The 18,134-nt window shown below is 24.8% G+C and carries 14 protein-coding genes; 3 read left to right on the top strand and 11 right to left on the bottom strand.

Annotation, left to right across the window (positions count from 1 at the left end; translation table 11 throughout):
- Positions 1-46: 46 nt before the first annotated feature.
- Genes H0H74_RS00260 through H0H74_RS00250 form a run of 3 tightly spaced genes read left to right on the top strand, consistent with a single transcriptional unit; the run spans position 47 to position 1,976 of the window.
- Entirely contained in the window at positions 47-724 is a 678-nt protein-coding gene (locus H0H74_RS00260; protein ID WP_185849268.1) for an ABC transporter ATP-binding protein, read from the top strand.
- Positions 725-733: 9 nt separating this feature from the next.
- Entirely contained in the window at positions 734-1,423 is a 690-nt protein-coding gene (locus H0H74_RS00255; RefSeq protein WP_185849267.1) for an alpha/beta hydrolase, read from the top strand.
- A complete protein-coding gene (locus H0H74_RS00250) occupies positions 1,416-1,976 on the top strand; it encodes a hypothetical protein (RefSeq protein WP_185849266.1) in 561 nt (186 codons plus the stop codon). Before H0H74_RS00255 ends, H0H74_RS00250 begins: the two co-directional genes overlap by 8 nt.
- On the opposite strand, the gene H0H74_RS00245 is transcribed toward H0H74_RS00250, so the two are convergent.
- The 11 genes from H0H74_RS00245 to H0H74_RS00195 all read right to left on the bottom strand — a co-directional run bounded on the left by H0H74_RS00245 (position 1,973) and on the right by H0H74_RS00195 (position 18,128).
- A complete protein-coding gene (locus H0H74_RS00245; RefSeq protein ID WP_185849265.1) occupies positions 1,973-3,103 on the bottom strand; it encodes a type 1 periplasmic-binding domain-containing protein in 1,131 nt (376 codons plus the stop codon). The genes H0H74_RS00250 and H0H74_RS00245 overlap by 4 nt on opposite strands.
- A gap of 38 nt (positions 3,104-3,141) precedes the next feature.
- A complete protein-coding gene (gene odhB / locus H0H74_RS00240; RefSeq protein ID WP_185849264.1) occupies positions 3,142-4,353 on the bottom strand; it encodes a 2-oxoglutarate dehydrogenase complex dihydrolipoyllysine-residue succinyltransferase in 1,212 nt (403 codons plus the stop codon).
- Positions 4,354-4,391: 38 nt separating this feature from the next.
- Entirely contained in the window at positions 4,392-7,136 is a 2,745-nt protein-coding gene (locus tag H0H74_RS00235; RefSeq protein ID WP_185849263.1) for a 2-oxoglutarate dehydrogenase E1 component, read from the bottom strand.
- A gap of 53 nt (positions 7,137-7,189) precedes the next feature.
- The gene (gene alaS / locus H0H74_RS00230; protein WP_185849262.1) at positions 7,190-9,853 is read right to left on the bottom strand and encodes an alanine--tRNA ligase; all 2,664 of its coding nucleotides are present in this window, start codon (positions 9,851-9,853) and stop codon (positions 7,190-7,192) included.
- Positions 9,854-9,866: 13 nt separating this feature from the next.
- Positions 9,867-10,634 (bottom strand): lysophospholipid acyltransferase family protein, encoded by a 768-nt coding sequence (locus H0H74_RS00225; RefSeq protein ID WP_185849261.1) that lies wholly within the window; start codon positions 10,632-10,634, stop codon positions 9,867-9,869.
- Between the two features lie 29 nt (positions 10,635-10,663).
- Positions 10,664-13,831, bottom strand: a complete 3,168-nt coding sequence (gene ccsA, locus H0H74_RS00220) for a cytochrome c biogenesis protein CcsA (protein ID WP_185849260.1) — start codon at positions 13,829-13,831, stop codon at positions 10,664-10,666.
- Positions 13,832-13,856: 25 nt separating this feature from the next.
- Positions 13,857-14,633, bottom strand: coding sequence for an MBL fold metallo-hydrolase (locus tag H0H74_RS00215; RefSeq protein ID WP_185849259.1), 777 nt, complete (start codon positions 14,631-14,633; stop codon positions 13,857-13,859).
- Complete coding sequence (recA, locus tag H0H74_RS00210) at positions 14,630-15,619, bottom strand: recombinase RecA (RefSeq protein ID WP_185849258.1); 990 nt, start codon at positions 15,617-15,619, stop codon at positions 14,630-14,632. Before recA ends, H0H74_RS00215 begins: the two co-directional genes overlap by 4 nt.
- 65 nt (positions 15,620-15,684) lie before the next feature.
- On the bottom strand, positions 15,685-16,788 hold the full coding sequence (locus H0H74_RS00205; protein ID WP_185849257.1) for a lytic transglycosylase domain-containing protein: 1,104 nt from the start codon (positions 16,786-16,788) through the stop codon (positions 15,685-15,687).
- Positions 16,789-16,866: 78 nt separating this feature from the next.
- Complete coding sequence (locus tag H0H74_RS00200; protein ID WP_394798658.1) at positions 16,867-17,064, bottom strand: Sec-independent protein translocase subunit TatA/TatB; 198 nt, start codon at positions 17,062-17,064, stop codon at positions 16,867-16,869.
- A 41-nt stretch (positions 17,065-17,105) separates the two neighbouring features.
- Positions 17,106-18,128 carry a sugar phosphate nucleotidyltransferase gene (locus H0H74_RS00195; protein WP_185849255.1) on the bottom strand — a complete coding sequence of 341 codons (1,023 nt, stop codon included), beginning with the start codon at positions 18,126-18,128 and terminating at the stop codon, positions 17,106-17,108.
- Between the last annotated feature and the right edge of the window lie 6 nt (positions 18,129-18,134).

The following is an 18,134-nucleotide window of genomic DNA, read 5'->3' as shown; positions in this document are numbered from 1 at the left end:
TATAATAAAAACAAGAAAAAAAGAAGAATTATAAATTTACGAAAAAATGATTCAGGCTAAAAATATTTACAAATCTTTTGGAAAAGATGAAATTTTAAAAGGAGTAAATATTATGGTAAAAGAAGGCAGTATGGTATGTATTTTGGGAGAATCCGGAGCAGGAAAAAGCACTTTATTGCATATTTTAGGAACTTTAGAAAAACCGACTATAAAGAAAGAAATAAAAACGATTCTCAAAATCAATAAAAAAGAAATATTGTCTCTTACAGACAAAGAGCTTTCTATTTTAAGAAATCAAAAAATAGGTTTTATATTTCAAACCCCTAAACTTCTTCCTGAATTTACTGTATTAGAAAATATTTGTATACCAGGTTTTATAAAAAAAAAAAATAAAGGATGTGTGAAAAAAAAAGCTATAAATTTATTAAAAAAATTAAATCTATATAAATACGAAAATTCAAGAATAGAAGAATTATCTGGAGGACAAAAACAAAGATTATCTGTAGCGAGAGCTTTGATAAATGATCCCAAAATTATTTTTGCGGATGAACCTTCTGGTAATTTAGACGAAAAAAATGCAGAAAAACTACATAATTTTTTTTCTTTACTTAATCATCAATTAAAACAAACTTTTCTAATTGTTACTCATAATCTACAATTAGCAAATATGGCTGATGAAAAATTAAAAATAGAAAATGGAATAGTGTACAAGATTGATAAATAAAAATATTTTATGCTTTTAAAAAATCAACTTTCTATTAAACATATCATAAAAAAATCTGTAAGTGGAAATGAAAATACACTTTTTTTAATGATTCATGGATACGGGAGTAATGAAAAAGATCTTTTTTCTTTTAAAAAAGATCTTCCAGAAAATTTTTTTATAATTAGTATTCAAGGGCTTTACTCTCTTGGAGAAGAGAAATATTCTTGGTATGACATAGATTTTAATCATGAAAAAAAATTCATTAATATAATACAGGCTAAAAAAACTATTGAAAAAATATCATTTTTTATACATGAAGCTATAAAAGAGTATCAATTAAAAAAAAGTCCAGTATGGATATGTGGTTTTAGCCAAGGAGCTATTTTAAGCTATGCTATAGCATTAAAAAATTCTGAAAAAATAAAAAAAGTAATCGCTTTAAGTGGATATTTGGAATATAGTCTTTTACCAAAAGAAATGAATTTTTTTAACGATTTAGAATTTTTTGTATCTCATGGAAAATATGATACTATAATTCCTATAAATTGGGTAAAAAAAGGATTGAAATTTTTAAAACAAAAAAAAATGCTTTCTTTATTTTATAAAGAATATGAATCTGGACATACTTTAAATAATATAAATTATCAAGATCTTATCAATTGGATCAAAGAAAAACATATTTATTCTGGTTTTAATCAAAATTTGAATCATGAGTAAATACTCAAAAATAGTATTATTTCTGTTTATTTTTTTGGGATCCATTTTCTTATTTTTTAACAAAAACTATTTATATGGATATATTTTACTTTTATTAAGTTTAATTCCTATATTTTTCATTTTTAGAAATGAATTTTTATTATTAGCCTTTCTTAAAATACGAAAAAAGGATATGAAAGGATTAAAAAAATATTTAGGATACGTTAAAAATCCTAAATTACAATTAACTCAAAATCAAATGGCTTATTATTATTTTTTAAATGGAATTTTGTATTCAGAAAATAATATTTTTCAATCAGAAAATTATATGCAGAAGGCTTTAGATTTAGGACTAAAATTTAAGCAAAACATAGCTATTGCTAAATTAAATTTAGCAATAGCATCCTTATCAAAAGGAGATAAAAAAAGAGCTGAATTTTTACTGTTAGAAGCAAAAAAAATGGATATTTCTGGTTTATTACATGATCAAATTCAAATTATAAAAATGCAAATGAAAAAGATAAATATAGGAAATATAAATAGACCTAATCCTTATATTAGAAAAAAATTTTAATGTAAACGAATAATCCATAATCCTTTATTGAGATACCCTCCTTTGTCAGAAATTCTTTCATATTTATATTTGCTAACCAATCCTGAAAAGGGTTTTTTATCTATGATTTCAAATAAATTTTTCTTTTCAAGAAGTCTGGACGATATGTCATAAGATAAATCAAATCCCAATAATTGGTATTTGTTTAAACGATTTCCAAGTTTTTTTTTTATAAAAAGGAACATTTTTCTTTTATTTTCATCATTTTCATTGAAATGATATTTAGTTGTAAATAAAAATTTATATTCTCTCAATAAGGAAATATTTTTATAATAAATATTATTGTAACCTATTCCAAAAGGAATAATTTTTTTATCAGGAAATTCTTTAATGAATTCAATGAATTTTTCTCCTAAAAGAGAATTCCCCCCTAAGAAAACAGCAAAAAAAGGCATTTTTTTTGTAGGAACATGAGGAAAATTTTTTTCCAAATAAAAAACTTGAAAATGAAGATTCCATTGTAATAATTTTTTTTTTACGAAATTTGTGATTTTTTTAGAAGTATCTTCTCCTAACAAATATAAAGTTTTTATTTTTTTTCTTTGATGAATAATTTTGATTTCTTCCAAAATAGGTTCTATTAAATAAATATCTTTTGCTTCAGCTTGAACAATATTAGGATAAAAATTTAAATAGTCAGAAGATAGAAAAGGAGAAATAATAGGTATTTTTTTATTGTTTTTAGCAACTTCTTCTAAAGAAGAACGAAAAAAAGGACCTATAATAGCATGAGTTTTAGATAAATCATATGAATGTATAAAGTTTATAATCCTCTTTTTTTCATTTTTAGTATCAAAAATTTTAATATTTATTTTTTGTTTTTTAAACAAAAAGATAAAGTCTATAGCAGTTTTAGCTCCAAGATAAAAAGATAAAGCATGATCACTAAATTTTTTATTTTCCTGATTCATTTCTGAAGAACTAAAAAACAAAGGCATCATAAAAATAATATTAATAGGTTTAATAGGATATGATTGATCTTCTTTTATAATTTTTAATTTTTCTTTATTATTATATTTAGATTTCTGATTCTTTAATCCTCCTAATAAAATAATAAAAGAAAAAAGGAAAATAAAAATTTTTCTCATGAATTTTCATGTTATATAATTTTAATAAACCTAGAATTTTATAATTCTAATCTTTTGTAAATATTTTCTTCGCTTCCTCCCATCAAGAATCTTATAGGGTTTTCTATAGATTCTTTGACAGATACTAAAAATCCTACAGATTCTCTTCCATCAATTATTCTATGATCATAAGATAAAGCTAAATACATAATGGGACGGATTTCAATGGATCCATTAATGACTACAGGTCTTTCCACTATTTTATGCATTCCTAATATGGCACTTTGTGGTGGGTTTATAATTGGTGTTGATAACATTGATCCAAAAACTCCTCCATTAGTAATAGTGAAAGTACCTCCTGTCATATCATCTATAGAAATTGTTCCATTATGAACGCGTGTTGATAATTTATATATCTCCTGTTCTATTCCACGAAATGATAAATGCTCAGCATTTCTAATTACAGGAACCATTAATCCTTTAGGGCCAGATATAGCAATACTAATATCGTAATATTCAAAATTAATTTTTTCTTTTTCTTCACTAATCATAGCATTGATATCTGGATAAAGTTTTAGCGCCCTTACACAGGATAAAGTGAAAAAAGACATAAAACCCAAATTGACTCCATGTTTTTTCTTAAAAATATCTTTATATTTTTTTCTAATAAGAAAAATTTCTAGCATGTCTACTTCATTAAATGTGGTGAGAGAAGCGGTTTTATTTTTTACATAGACTAATCTTTCGGAAAGTTTTCTTCTCAGAGAAGAAAGAGGAGTTATTGTTTTCGATCTATACATTGTTGTAACAGGTCGATCAGAAATAAAAGGGATTTTTTCTAAATGAACAATACAATCTTTTTTTGTAATTCTCCCATGTTTTCCAGTTCCTTGAATAGATTCTATAGAAATATTTTTTTCATTTAAAATTTTTTTTGCAGCTGGAGAAGGTATTTTAAGATTTATAGGAGACATTTTTTCAACATCTTGTTCATGTTTATAACCAATTTTTTCTTTATGTGTTTTTATCTTTTCTTTGGAAGAATCGATCAAACATAAAACATCTCCAACTCTAACTATTTCTCCTTTTTTTACCATTAAGGTGATTATTCCATTCTCTTCTGCAGAAATTTCTAAAGTAGCTTTATCTGAATCTATTTCTGCTATTATTTGACCTTTATTAACATAATCTCCATTTTTTACGAGCCATGTGGAAACTTCTACCTCTGTAATTGATTCTCCTGGAGAAGGGACTTTTACCTTTATTATCATAATTTAAATTTTAAAAAAATTTTATTATAATTTAAATTTCAAAGAAAAGCTTTTTTTAATATTTGATTTTGAATTCTTAAAAAATGAGAATAAGATCCTGTAGATGGACTAGAGCTTTCAAATGGAGCTATTAATATTAAATTGAGTGAAATAACATTGCTTATTTTTTTTAAAATAAAACTCCATAATCCCATATTTTCTGGTTCTTCTTGTACCCAAAAAATTTCTTTTTTATTTTTATATTTTTTGATAATTTCTTTGATTTTTTCTATTTTTAATGGATATATTTGTTCTATACGAATTAATGCGGTTTTTTCATCTTGAATAGATTCTCTTTTGTTTAGCAATTCATAATATATCTTACCAGAACAAAAAATTAATTTTTTGATTTTTTTTATATCTTTTACATGAGGATCATCCAATATTTCTTGAAAAATTCCTGTAGAAAGATCTTTGATTGTGGATAAACATTTCGCATTTCTAAGCAAACTCTTAGGGGTAAAGACTATAAGAGGTTTTCGATATTTTAATTTCATTTGTCTTCTAATAAGATGATAAAAATTAGCTGGAGTAGTACAATTAACCAAAAATAAATTATTGTTAGCACAAAGTTGTAAATAACGTTCAATACGAGCAGAAGAATGTTCTGGTCCTTGCCCTTCATATCCATGAGGTAACAATAATACAATTCCATTTCTAATTTTCCATTTATCTTCTCCAGAAGAAATATATTGATCTATTACAATTTGTCCTCCATTCACAAAGTCTCCAAATTGAGCTTCCCATAAAGTTAAAATATGAGGAGAATACATGGCATATCCATAATCAAACCCCAAAACTCCATATTCTGAAAGAGGAGAATTAAATATTTGTATTTTTCCTTGTTTTGGTTCAATTTGATTAAGAAGAATAATTTCTTCTTCTTCTTCTGTTTTTACAACAGCATGACGTTGAGAAAACGTTCCTCTTGCTACATCTTCTCCTGATAAACGAATATGAATTCCTTCATACAAAAGCGTTCCATAAGATAGTAATTCTGCCATACTCCAATCTACTAACTCTTTTTTAATCATTTCCAATCTTTTTTGAAAAATGAACTCCGTTTTCTTAAAGAATTTTTTCTTTTTTGGAAGAGAGAAAATTTTATCGGATATTTTTATAATATTTTCTATAGAAAATCGTGTATCCACTTTTTTAAAAATATCTTCGTGATTAGACGCTATAGGAAAATCTTTCCATTCTTTTTCTAAAAAAGAATTTAATACGTTCCATTTAATATTACTTGCTTCATGATATTTTATATTAAGAGTATTTTCATATTCTTTCTCCATATTTTTTACGTCTTCATTATTAATAATTTTTTCTTTCACCAATTTTTTTCTGTACAAATTGTAGGAATTAGTATGTTTAGAAATAGCTTTGTATAAAGAAGGTTGAGTAAATCTAGGCTCATCTCCTTCATTGTGTCCATATTTTCTATATCCCAATAAATCTATGAAAATATCTTCATGATAACGCATTCTAAAATCTACAGCAAAATAAATAGCTCGAATAACAGATTCTACATCATCCGCATTAATATGTAATACTGGAGCCATAATAGCTTTAGCTATGTCAGTACAATATATACTGGAACGACCTTCAGTATAATTCGTCGTAAATCCTATTTGATTATTAATTACGATATGAATTGTTCCTCCAGTTCTATATCCTTTTAATTGAGATAATTGAAGTACTTCATATACAATTCCTTGACCAGATAAGGCGGCATCTCCATGAACCAAAATAGGTATAATTTTTTCCGAATTACTATTTTTATTATAAACAATATCTATTTTAGCGCGCGTAATTCCTTCTACAATAGCATCTACAGATTCTAAATGAGAAGGATTTGGAACCAAATTCATTTCAACATATCTACCTTTACGAGTTTTTCTTATTTTAGAAAATCCTAAATGATATTTAACATCACCAGAAAAAGTCTTTTCTTTATATTCTTTTCCTTGAAATTCACTAAATATTTGAGAATAATTTTTTTTAAAAAAATTAGAAAGTATATTTAACCTACCTCTATGTGACATTCCAATTATAAAATCTTCAGTTAGATATTTGTTGGATGCATATTCAACCATTTCTTCCAATGCAGGTAACGTTGACTCATTTCCTTCTATAGAAAATCTTTTTTGACCTACAAATTTGGTATGAATAAAATTTTCAAATGTAACTGCTTCATTTAATTTTTTCAAAAAAAATTTTTTTTCTTCTGAAGAAAATTGTAATTTTTCTTTTTGAAACCATTTTTCAATCCACTGAATTTTTTCAGGATTAGAAATATACATATATTCTATTCCTATAGATCCACAATAAATCTTTTTTAGATAATTAATTATATTTTTTAATGAAGTTTTTCCTACACCTATTAATTTTCCAGCTTCAAAATATGTATCTAGTTCTTTTTCAGATAATCCAAAATTGATCAAATCTAAAGAAGGAAAATGCTTTCTTCTTTTTCGAATAGGATTTGTGTTCGTAAAAAAATGACCTCTTTTTCTATAAGCGTAAATTAAATTAGATACTAAAAATTCTTTTTGTATGATATCATTAATACCATCTTTTGATTTTATAACGTTTTCATATTCATTGGTTTCTTTTCCAAAATCAAATCCATGAAAAAAAGCACTCCAACTTGGTTCTATTGAATTAGGATTTTCTTTATACTTATTATATAGAAATTCTATATCTTTGAAATGAATGGCATTTAGAAAAGAATATCTATCATTCATATGTTTTTTTTTACTTCAAATTTAAACATTTTAAATATCTATCAAAGTTTAGTCTATTTATTTTTCAAGAGATTTTGAAATGCAATCGCATCTTTCAAAACTAAATTCAATCCGTTTTTTTTGGTTCCCATAGCTGTAGCAAAAGAAGAGTTCCCCCAATATTTTCCATGTATGTGAGTTGCCATTTTACATATTATTTTGTGAGCATGAACATCATTATTTTTTTTAATAATAGAATCAGAAATAGATATAAAAATAATTACTTTTTCATTTGTTACAAATCCTATAATCATGAATAAATTATGAATTTCATGTCTTAAATCTAAAGCTATTTTTCTCATAATATTTATTTCTTTTTCTTGATAAGAATCAATTTCACATATATATTTTATAGAAGAAAGTTCTGTAGCTTTTAAAGAATATTCTTTTTTTAATATTTTGATTTTTTGTGAATATATTTTTGATATTTCTTGTTTTAATTTTTCATTAGATTTTTTCAAATTTGAAAAACTTTTCATAGGAGATTCTGGATATTTCATCATTTTTTTTAAATATTGATATTGATCACGAATAGATTTCAAATGTAGAATTGCTTTTTTAGAAGTTATAGCCTTAATTCTACGTATTCCATGTGATATAGAAGATTCTGATAATATCTCAAAAACTTGAATTAATCCAGTATGTTTAACATGTGTTCCAATGCATAATTCGGAAGATTGTCCAAAAGTAACAACTCTAACTTCTTTTTTATATTTATCTTCAAATTTTTCACTAAAAAAAGCATGTTTTCTAGCTTCTTGTAAAGAATCAAACGTTTTTATTTTTAAAAAAAGATCAGAAAAAATTAATTCTTGAACTAAATTTTCTATATGATCCAATTCTTGGATAGTTATTTTTTTATAATGAGAAAAATCAAACCTTAAATAATCATCTCCTACATAAGAACCTTTTTGTTGAATATGATCTCCTAAAACTTTTTTCAAAGCGAAATGTAATAAATGAGTGGAAGTATGATTTTTTTCTATTTTAACTCTTCTATTTTGATTGACTATAACCTTAAAAGAAGAAAAAATATTTAAAGGTAATTTTCTAACACAATGTATAATAATAGAATTTTCTCTTTTAGTATCAAAAATATCAATTTTTTCAATTTTATTTTCTATGATTCCCGTATCACCCAATTGCCCCCCCCCCTCAGGATAAAAAGGAGTTTTAGAAAAAACTAATTCATAGTAATGAATTTTTTTTAATTTATTTTCTACTTCTCTGTATTTTAATATAAAAATATTACACTCTGTTAAATCATATCCTACAAAACTTTGATTTTCATCAAAATCATTATGTACTTTTATCCAATCTTTTTTTATGATTGAATTATTTTCTTTTTTTGATCTTTCTTGTTGTTCCAACAATTTTTTTTGAAATGATTTTTCATCAATAAGCAAATTATTTTTTTCAACTAATATTTTAGATAATTTCATAGGAAATCCATAAGTATCGTATAATTTAAAAATTGTTCCTCCATCAATAATTTTTTCATTTTTTTCTTTATATTTGTTGATTATATATTGAATTTTTTTACTTCCTTTTTCAATAACAGTAAAAAAAGATAATTCCTCTTCTTTAAGTAGATCTCGGATATATATTTTTTTATTTTCTAACTCTGGAAAAGAACTTTTCATTTCTCTAACCAAAGAATCTACAAATTTGTAAATAAAAGGTTCCTTTTTATATAAGAAACGGATAGAAAAAATAATGGCCCTTCTAAGTATTCTTCTTATTACATAACCCGCTCCATTATTTGATGGTAATTGTCCATCCAATATAGAAAAAACAATAGCCCTTAAATGATCAGCTATAATTCGAATAGATACTTTTTGATGAAAATCCTCTTTATTATAAACATTTCCTAAATCATATTCTATGTCCTGAATAATAGGATAAAAAATATCAGTTTCATAACTGGAAATTTTTTCTTGTAAAATCATACATAATCTCTCTAATCCCATTCCCGTATCTACATGTTTTGTAGAAAGTTTTTTCAATGTTCCATCTGATTTACGTAGAAATTCTATAAAAACAAGATTCCAAATTTCTATAACTTTAGGATGTTTTTTATTAATAAGAAACCTTCCAGGTAATATATTTTTTTCTTTTTCGTTTCGTAAATCTATATGAATTTCGGAACAAGGACCACAAGGTCCTGTAGTTCCCATTTCCCAAAAATTTTCTTTTTTTCCAAAAAAGAGAATATGATTTTCGTTAATTAAGGTTTTCCAATATCTCAAAGTTTCCTTATCCATGGACAATTCGTCTTTTTTATCTCCAAGAAAAACAGATACATAAATATTTTCATCAGGAATATTATATACTTTAATTAACAATTCCCAAGCCCATTCTATGGTTTCTCTTCTTGAATAATCTCCAAAAGACCAATTTCCTAACATTTCAAACATGGTATGATGATAATTATCATATCCGACATTATCTAAATCATTGTGTTTTCCAGTAATTCTAAGACATTTTTGAACATTTGCTATTCTCGTATATTCAGGTTTTTTATGTCCTAAAAAATAATCTTTAAAAGGATTCATTCCAGCATTAATAAAAAGAAGAGTGGGATCATTTTTTGAAAAAATAGGAAAAGAAGAAATGATTTTATGTTTTTTTTTTTGAAAAAAACTGAGAAAAGTATCTTTTATCAATTTATATTTCATTATTATTTAGCATTTATGAATTATCCTTTCTATATCTATATTTAGGTGATTGTTCTATAGCATCCATAATTTTTTCCATAATGGAATTTGTTGTATCTTTTTCTAAATTTAATTGAATAGGTTCTTTAAATTTCATTTTTTGTAAAACTCCTTTTTTCTTGATTCGAATTCCTTTTTTATCATAAGCTTTTTGAAATCCATCTATTACAATAGGAACAACAATAGGACTGTATTTTCTAATCACATGAACAATTCCTCTTCGTCCAGGAGCAAAAGCTTGAGTAGTTCCTTGTGGAAAAGTAATTAACCATCCATCATTAATAGCTATTCCCATACGAGTAATCTCAGATACATCTACGGGACGATTAATTTGTTTATCCCCTTCTCTCCAAGTTCTTTTTACAATAATACCTCCTGAATAAGTAAATAATTTGGTTAAAAAACCTTGATTCATAGTTTCTTTCGCAGCTACATAATATAAATTTACTTTAGGATTTAAAAGATAAATAGGATTTTTAATACTATTGACAAAACCATTTTTTACGCTACAAAATACATGAAACATAGCAAAAACATCTGCGAAATAAGTTTGGTGATTAGATACAAAAAGAACTTTTTTATCAGGTAAATCTTTTATATATTCAGTCCCTTCCAAATGCAACTGATTGAATCCATTATAACGATTATAAGAAATACATCCAAAAGTAAAAATTAAGAAACGTTTTATAAAATGAAAATTCCCAAATGCGTCTCTAAATAGAGTACTTTCTTTTTTTTTCAAATATTTTTTTAAAAAAAACGAATGAAAACTCACTGTTTATTATATATTTTTTTATGAAATTCAGATGAATAAGAATAATAAGATAAAATAGCAATAATTAACAAAATTAACAAACTATAATATATCCAAGAAGGAATAGAGATAGGATCTCCTTTTGCATAAGAATGCAATCCTGATAAATAATAATTTACTCCAAAATAAGTCATTAAAATAGAACTGATTGATAATATACTGAAAAAATTAAAAGTAAATATGCTTTTTAAATATGGAACTAAACGAATGTGCAATACAAAAGCATAAATCATTATGCTAATCAGAGCCCAAGTTTCTTTTGGATCCCAACTCCAATAACGACCCCAACTATTATTAGCCCAAACAGAACCTAGAAAAGTTCCTATAGTTAATAAAAAAAGCCCTATGGTCAAACACATTTCATTAATAATAGTTAATTTTTCAATATGAACATGAATTATTTCACTATAACCACGAAAACACATTTTTAATATAAAAAAAATTAATACTAAAAATCCCAAAAATGCTCCTGTTAAAAAAAAACCATAACTTGATGTTATTGTTGCTACATGTATAATCAACCAATGAGATTTTAATACAGGTACTAAATTGGTTATTTCTGGATCCATAGCGCTTCCATGTGCAACCATTAACAAAATAGATGAAACTAAAGATGTGTTTCCTGAAACAAATTGATTTTTGTAAAATAAAAAACCTATTCCAATTAAACACCAACTAATAAAAATAGCGGATTCATATCCATTAGTCCATGGAGCATGTCCAGAAATATACCATCTAGAAATTAATCCTAAGAAATTTAAAATAAATAGAATAAATAAAATGAAAACAAATATTTTAGAAAAAAAAAACATATATTTTTTTCTAAAAAATATTAGAAAAAAAGAATTAATGATAATAATTGTTCCCAATAAGGCATACAGAAAAGATAATACATAAAATATATTTAATTTATTATAAATTATTTCTACAGATATTTTATTTTTTGAAGGCAAAATAGACTTTGCGTGTTTGAGTTGATATAATCGTATTTTTTGAATTTCATTATCCGAAATATTCCAATTTTTCTCATTCTGAGAAAATAACAAAGATTTAAGATAATTATTAAACATGGATAAACCTGTAAGATTTAACTTGTTTGAGTTTGATATAAACCAACTGGACCAAGTATGATTTATATCATGAGGAATAGGAAAAATACGTATATACTTTCCTTGAAAAATTTCATGCATTATTCCTACACGTTCACTAAGATTAAGTACTGCTTTGTCATATTCGTTTCTTTGAATAGGACTCTTTGAAAAAGCTTGTTTATAATCTTCTTGTAGAACAAATTGAAGTTTTGAAGTTCTTGAATCTATAAAATATAAATCTATAAGAGAAACATAATATTGTTGATTTGCTTTTACTTTATTGAGAAATTTATGTCCTCCTTTTTTATCAACTTTAATAAAAGGAATTTTTGTCCAAAAAATATTATCTTGATGTACAGATATGAACCATTGATTAGCATCTAAGCTTCCTACAGAGTCTTTTTTATGTATCTTTCTAAGTAATTCAACAGCGATTGTATTAATGGGTTTAATTCTACCTTTATGATCTTGTACTAATAAACGTCCAAAATTTTCACTATGTTTTTTAGGTATATGAATAGCATCAAAAACGTTTTCTAAAGGAATCTTTTTAAATTCGTGTATTTGAGCAGATATGGAATTATGTATAACACTTAACAAAAAGAATACAATAAATAAGATTGAATGACTTTTTTTAGAAGTTAAATTCTTCAGTTTCTTTTTAAGAAAACTAAATCTAGTTCCTTTCCAAAATAAAGTAAGAAACATTCCTATACTCATAAAAATATAACCTATATAGGATAAATATGTCCCCAAATAATCATTATTAACAGAAAAATGAGTACCTTTTCCATCTGGATCATATCCAGATTGAAAAAATCGAAATCCTTTATAATTTAAAACGTTATTCATATAAATTAAATAGTCTTTCCTATTGTTTTTATCTATTAATGTTACATAACTCATAAAAGTAGATGGAAATTCAGAACCTGGATAATTTTCTACTTTGAATTTTTTCAATTTCAAAAAAAAAGGAATTTTCCAAAAAATTGATCCATATCCAATGGAAATTTTATAATTATTAAAAAAATAAGGAGCACTCATATTTATTGAGTTTTTTCCTCCTAAAAAGGTTACTAATTTAGATTGATTCTGAAAAAAAATTTTTGTTGTAATAGCACTTAATTGATTATTATCTTCATGATAACATGATTTGACATATTTTAATTTTCCTTTCACTACTCCTTCAGGAATAACCCATTGTACTATTTTATGGCTTTGATCTATTTTAGTTTGATATAAATGTTTTATTTTCAGTATGTCATAATTATTTTTTGAAAAAAAACTTATTTTCCTATTTATCATATTAATGCTTTTTCCTGAAAAAGATGACTTTACGTAAAGTTTATTTTTTTTCTCAAAAATTCTAACTCCAAAAGGAATTTCTTTATTAAAAGAAAATAAAATCCCATTTATATTTATTATGTTTCCATTTTTAACAAAATAATCTATTCTTCCTTTTTGATTTGTTGAAACTATTTTTATAATTTTTTCTTCTGGTTTTTCTTTTGAAAAAATAATTTTTGCACATGGTATATAATTTATAACTTTGATTTTCAAAGGATTTCCTTGAAAATCAAAGTTACCTTGATATTTCTTATGAAAAGAAGAAAAAATGTAAGGATCATGATAAAATCTAGTGTAAGAGCCTTTACTTATTTTTAATTTTATGTAATTTTTTCTGGAAAGAATTTTTCCATTTATTTCTCCCTCTCTTATCGACATTGTTCCTTCAAAACTGTAATATCTAGAAAAAATCCCCCCAATAAAAATTAATACAAATGATAAATGAAATATAAACAAAGGAATTTTGTTAAAACTCCATAATTTATATTTCCATATATTTCCTATTAAATTTATTATGATAAATAATATGATTCCTTCAAACCAAGTGGACTCATAAATAAATATTTTTGCTACATCTGTGGAGTATTTTTTTTCTATAAAGGTAGCTGTAGCCATAGATAAAGCTAATAATAAAAATAAAAAAGAAGTAATTTTTGTGGAAAAAAAGATATTTTTAAATATTTGCATTTTTTTGTGTTAATTTCTGATTCATTCAGACATATATAATTAATCTATCATAAGCTAGATAAACATTTTTAGGTAATTGTATTTCAATTTCTTCGTGAAATCCAAATGTATGACTAATATGTGTCAAATAAGTTTTTTTAGGACAAATTTTTTGAATGATATTTAAAGTTTCAGAAAGCATGATAGAAAAAGGATTATTCGAAACTTTTCTTAATATATTTAAGACCAATATGTTGATTCCTTTTAATTGTTGTATCGTTTGAATTGGTATATCACTAGCATCCGTGATGTACGCAAAATTTTCTATACGAAATCCTAAAATAGGAAGAGATCCATGCCATATGGATAAAGGAAAAATTTTATAATTTTTTACGAAAAAAAAATTTTTACAATCATCTAATTCTAATTCATGAACGGAAATTCTAGAAATATTTGATTTTTTGTTTTCCGAAAAAAGATAAAAAAATCTTTTTTTTAAATTTTCTATAACTCTACGTAATCCATAAATAGGAATGGGGTTATTCATATGAAAATTTATTGGTCTTATATCGTCTAATCCTCCTATATGATCCTGATGTTCATGTGTAATAAAAATCGCATCTAATTTTTCATGATTACTTCTTAGCATTTGATAACGAAAATCTGGTCCACAGTCTATCAAAAAATTTTTTTTATCTTTTTCAATTAAAATAGAACTTCTAAGCCTTTTATCCTTTGAATTTTTAGATAAACATACTGGATGTTTAAATCCAATAACAGGAATCCCCTGAGAAGTTCCAGTTCCCAAAAAAGTAATTTTCATATAATATTTTTATATATATTTTTTTGTATTTCATTTATGATATTTTGTTTTTCTTTTAAAAATTCTTTTACGGAATCTCTTCCTTGTCCTAGTTTAATATTTCCATAACTAAACCAAGATGCATTCTTTTTAATAATTCCTAAATCCACTCCTAAATCTAAAATTTCACCAATTTTTGAAATTCCTTCACCGTACATAATGTCAAATTCAGCCGTTCTAAAAGGAGGAGATAACTTATTTTTTACGACTTTGACTCTCGTTCTATTTCCTAATATTTTTTCTCCATTTTTAATTTGATTCCCTTTTCGTATATCTAATCGTATTGAGGAATAAAATTTTAAAGCATTTCCTCCTGTTGTAACTTCTGGATTTCCATAAACTCCTATTTTTTCTCTTAATTGATTAATAAATATAAGTATGCTTTTAGATTTTCCTATACTCGAAGTTAGCTTCCTCAAAGCTTGAGACATCAACCTTGCTTGTAATCCTATTTTAGAATCCCCCATTTCTCCTTCTATTTCACTTTTAGGTGTTAAAGCGGCTACAGAATCAACCACTATCATATCAATAACTCCAGATCTAATTAAATTATCCACAATTTCAAGTGCTTGTTCCCCATTATCTGGCTGAGATATTATTAATTCTTTTATATTCACTCCTATTTTCTTAGCATATACACGATCAAAAGCATGTTCTGCATCGATAAAACCTGCAAATCCTCCTATTTGTTGAGATTGAGTAATTGCATGTAAGGCTAAAGTTGTTTTTCCAGAAGATTCAGGTCCAAATATTTCAATAATACGACCTTTTGGAAACCCTTTGATTCCTAAAGCGATATCTAAACTTAAAGATCCAGAAGAAATAATTTCAAAATTTTCTGTATTAGAATCCCCCATTTTCATTACGATTCCCTTTCCATATATTTTATCCATTTTTTCTAATACAAGTTGTAAGGATTTTCTTTTTTGTTCAATTTTTTCGTTCATAACTTTGAAAATAAATTTTTTTTCAAGAAATTAATTTTTATCATAATACATAATATGTACGATTATTAATTTTTATAGATTCTTTTTGAAATTGAAAAAAATCCTTCTTTTCTTTTAAAAAGTAAAATTTTATTTTTCGGAAGTCTTAATTTATTACCAGAAGGAATAAGGTCTACAAGATATTTTGGATTGAGAAGGACCAAATCTTGGTAAGAAATATTTAAATTATAAGCAAAAAATTTCATAGAAATTTTTTCTTTTATAGGGATTAATATAGTTTCTTTATATTTGTATTTGTAGGGAGAAGAGAAGTGTGCATAAATATTATGTTCCTTATAATAATTCATAATATAATTTATAGCAATAAATTTTGGAATATAATTTTGAGTTTCCTTTGGAAACGATTCCCATAATTCCCAAAAGTTTTTACTATTTTTATGACGTTGTAATATTTTATCCACAGTTCCTGGTCCTGCATTATAAGCCGCTAAAACCAATTCCCAATTTCCTATTTTTTTATATAAAAATTTCAAATATCTACAAGCGGCTTCTGTTGATTTGAGAGGATCATTTCTTTCGTCGTAAATATTATTAATATCAAGGTTATATATTCTACCAGTTTCAGGCATAAATTGCCAAATACCTTTCGCTCCTGCTTTAGAAGTCACTACAGGATTTAAATTTGACTCTATAATAGCTAAATATTTTAATTCTTTTGGAAGACGGTACTTTTCAAGTTTTTCTTCAAACATAGGAAAATAAAAATCTGATAATGAGATGATTCTCTCTATATATTTCCCCATACGAAGATAACTCTCTACAGAGGCATGTACAATCGTATTATATTTCAATATTTTAATTTGAGATTTTTGATTTAGAAGATTAAGTCTTAGTCTTAACTCTTCAGGATTTATGTTGGTTATAATAATATTTCTTTTATTATTATGAGATAATTTTCTTCCAGATAAATATTTTTTCTTTCCTCCTAACATTTTCTTCCATAATTTTTCGATATATATATTGTTTAAATCTAATTTTGGATTAGAAATATTTTTATGAAAGTTTATTACATTTCTTTGTTCTAAAAATGGTTTCGATACAGATTGAATCACAAAGCTTTTTAATATGAACACAAAAAACATAATATTTCTTATCGTTGTCGTTCCCATTATTTATTAGTTTGATTAGTTTCTAAAATTTTAGAAAAAAAAGTACTAATAAACAAACGTAAAATGAAAGAAGAATTTTTATTCTTTTTCTGATTCTGAATCTTTTTCTTCAGAAGCTTTTTTGAATTCTTTTAATCCAGTACCCAATCCTTTCATTAATTCTGGAATTTTTTTACCTCCAAATAATAAAAGTGCAAGAATTACAATAACCACGATTTCCGTCGTTCCAAAAGTGCCAAGTAGCATAGAAAAAATGAAAATAAAATCCATACACATGGAATTTTTATCAAATATAAAAAAAATTATGAATTTTTCATTTATTTATAAACAGAATAATCACTTAAACTTACTTTTTTCGATTTTTCTCCAATGTAAATAGATTGATTTCCTATCATTGAATGATTTAAATTTGCGTATTGAATTGTTGTATAATCTTGAATTAAAGATTTTTTTATATTACTGTTTTCCACTTTTGTATATTTTCCTATTGAAACATAAGGTCCTATAATACTATTTTCAATACTTGTATTCTTTCCTATTGAACAAGGTTCAATAATCAAACTATTTTTTATCATAACCTTTTCATGAATCAATTTTGAATTTTTTGATTCAATAGATAAAATTCTTGAATTTGAATAAATAGTTCTTTTTTGATTTCCAAAATCCATCCATTCTTGAACTTGTTTACTGATAAATTTTTCTCCTTTGATTCTCATATTTTCTAAAACAGATGTTAATTGATATTCTTCTTCATTTTTAATATTACGATCAAATATAGATTGTAATTCTTTTTTTAAAAGTAAACTATTTTTAAAATAATAAAGCCCCACAATTGCAAGATTCGATACATAATTATTTGGTTTTTCTATAAAATGAGTAATAATTCCTGAATAATCACATTTTACAATACCAAATAAATGAGGATTTTTAACTTTTTTTGTCCATATAATATTATCTGCTTTATGAGTAATTTCTTTATCAAAAGAATTATGATAAAATAAAGAATCAGAAAAAGCAACAAGAATTGGTTCTCCTGTTAAAGAATTTTTAGCTTTTAATAAAGCATCTGCAGTTCCAAGTGGCATAATTTGATAATATATAATAGGATTAAGATTTAAATCGTGAGATAATCGGATTAATTGTTTTTCAACTTTATTCCCGAAATTTCCTATAATAAAAATAATTTCTTGTATGGAAAAAACTTGAATAATTTTGGATAAACTTTCCACTAGTCTTCTCAAAATTGTTTTTCCTGCAATATACATCAATGGTTTAGGAGTATTTAAAGTATGTGGAAGAAGACGTGATCCTTTTCCAGCCATGGGAATTATAATTTTCATATCATT

The sequence above is a fragment of the Blattabacterium cuenoti genome (assembly GCF_014251315.1).
Classification (GTDB): Bacteria; Bacteroidota; Bacteroidia; order Flavobacteriales; family Blattabacteriaceae; genus Blattabacterium; species Blattabacterium cuenoti_AJ.
Note: the sequence above shows the minus strand (reverse complement) of the source record. Positions and strands in the feature narration are given on the sequence as shown.

Coding starts and splice junctions, on each gene's coding strand:
- H0H74_RS00260 (WP_185849268.1), top strand. CDS start 47: ATGATTCAGGCTAAAAATATTTACAAATCTTTTGGAAAAGATGAAATT.
- H0H74_RS00255 (WP_185849267.1), top strand. CDS start 734: ATGCTTTTAAAAAATCAACTTTCTATTAAACATATCATAAAAAAATCT.
- H0H74_RS00250 (WP_185849266.1), top strand. CDS start 1,416: ATGAGTAAATACTCAAAAATAGTATTATTTCTGTTTATTTTTTTGGGA.
- H0H74_RS00245 (WP_185849265.1), bottom strand. CDS start 3,103: ATGAGAAAAATTTTTATTTTCCTTTTTTCTTTTATTATTTTATTAGGA.
- odhB (WP_185849264.1), bottom strand. CDS start 4,353: ATGATAATAAAGGTAAAAGTCCCTTCTCCAGGAGAATCAATTACAGAG.
- H0H74_RS00235 (WP_185849263.1), bottom strand. CDS start 7,136: ATGAATGATAGATATTCTTTTCTAAATGCCATTCATTTCAAAGATATA.
- alaS (WP_185849262.1), bottom strand. CDS start 9,853: ATGAAATATAAATTGATAAAAGATACTTTTCTCAGTTTTTTTCAAAAA.
- ccsA (WP_185849260.1), bottom strand. CDS start 13,831: ATGCAAATATTTAAAAATATCTTTTTTTCCACAAAAATTACTTCTTTT.
- H0H74_RS00215 (WP_185849259.1), bottom strand. CDS start 14,633: ATGAAAATTACTTTTTTGGGAACTGGAACTTCTCAGGGGATTCCTGTT.
- recA (WP_185849258.1), bottom strand. CDS start 15,619: ATGAACGAAAAAATTGAACAAAAAAGAAAATCCTTACAACTTGTATTA.
- H0H74_RS00205 (WP_185849257.1), bottom strand. CDS start 16,788: ATGGGAACGACAACGATAAGAAATATTATGTTTTTTGTGTTCATATTA.
- H0H74_RS00200 (WP_394798658.1), bottom strand. CDS start 17,064: ATGTGTATGGATTTTATTTTCATTTTTTCTATGCTACTTGGCACTTTT.
- H0H74_RS00195 (WP_185849255.1), bottom strand. CDS start 18,128: ATGAAAATTATAATTCCCATGGCTGGAAAAGGATCACGTCTTCTTCCA.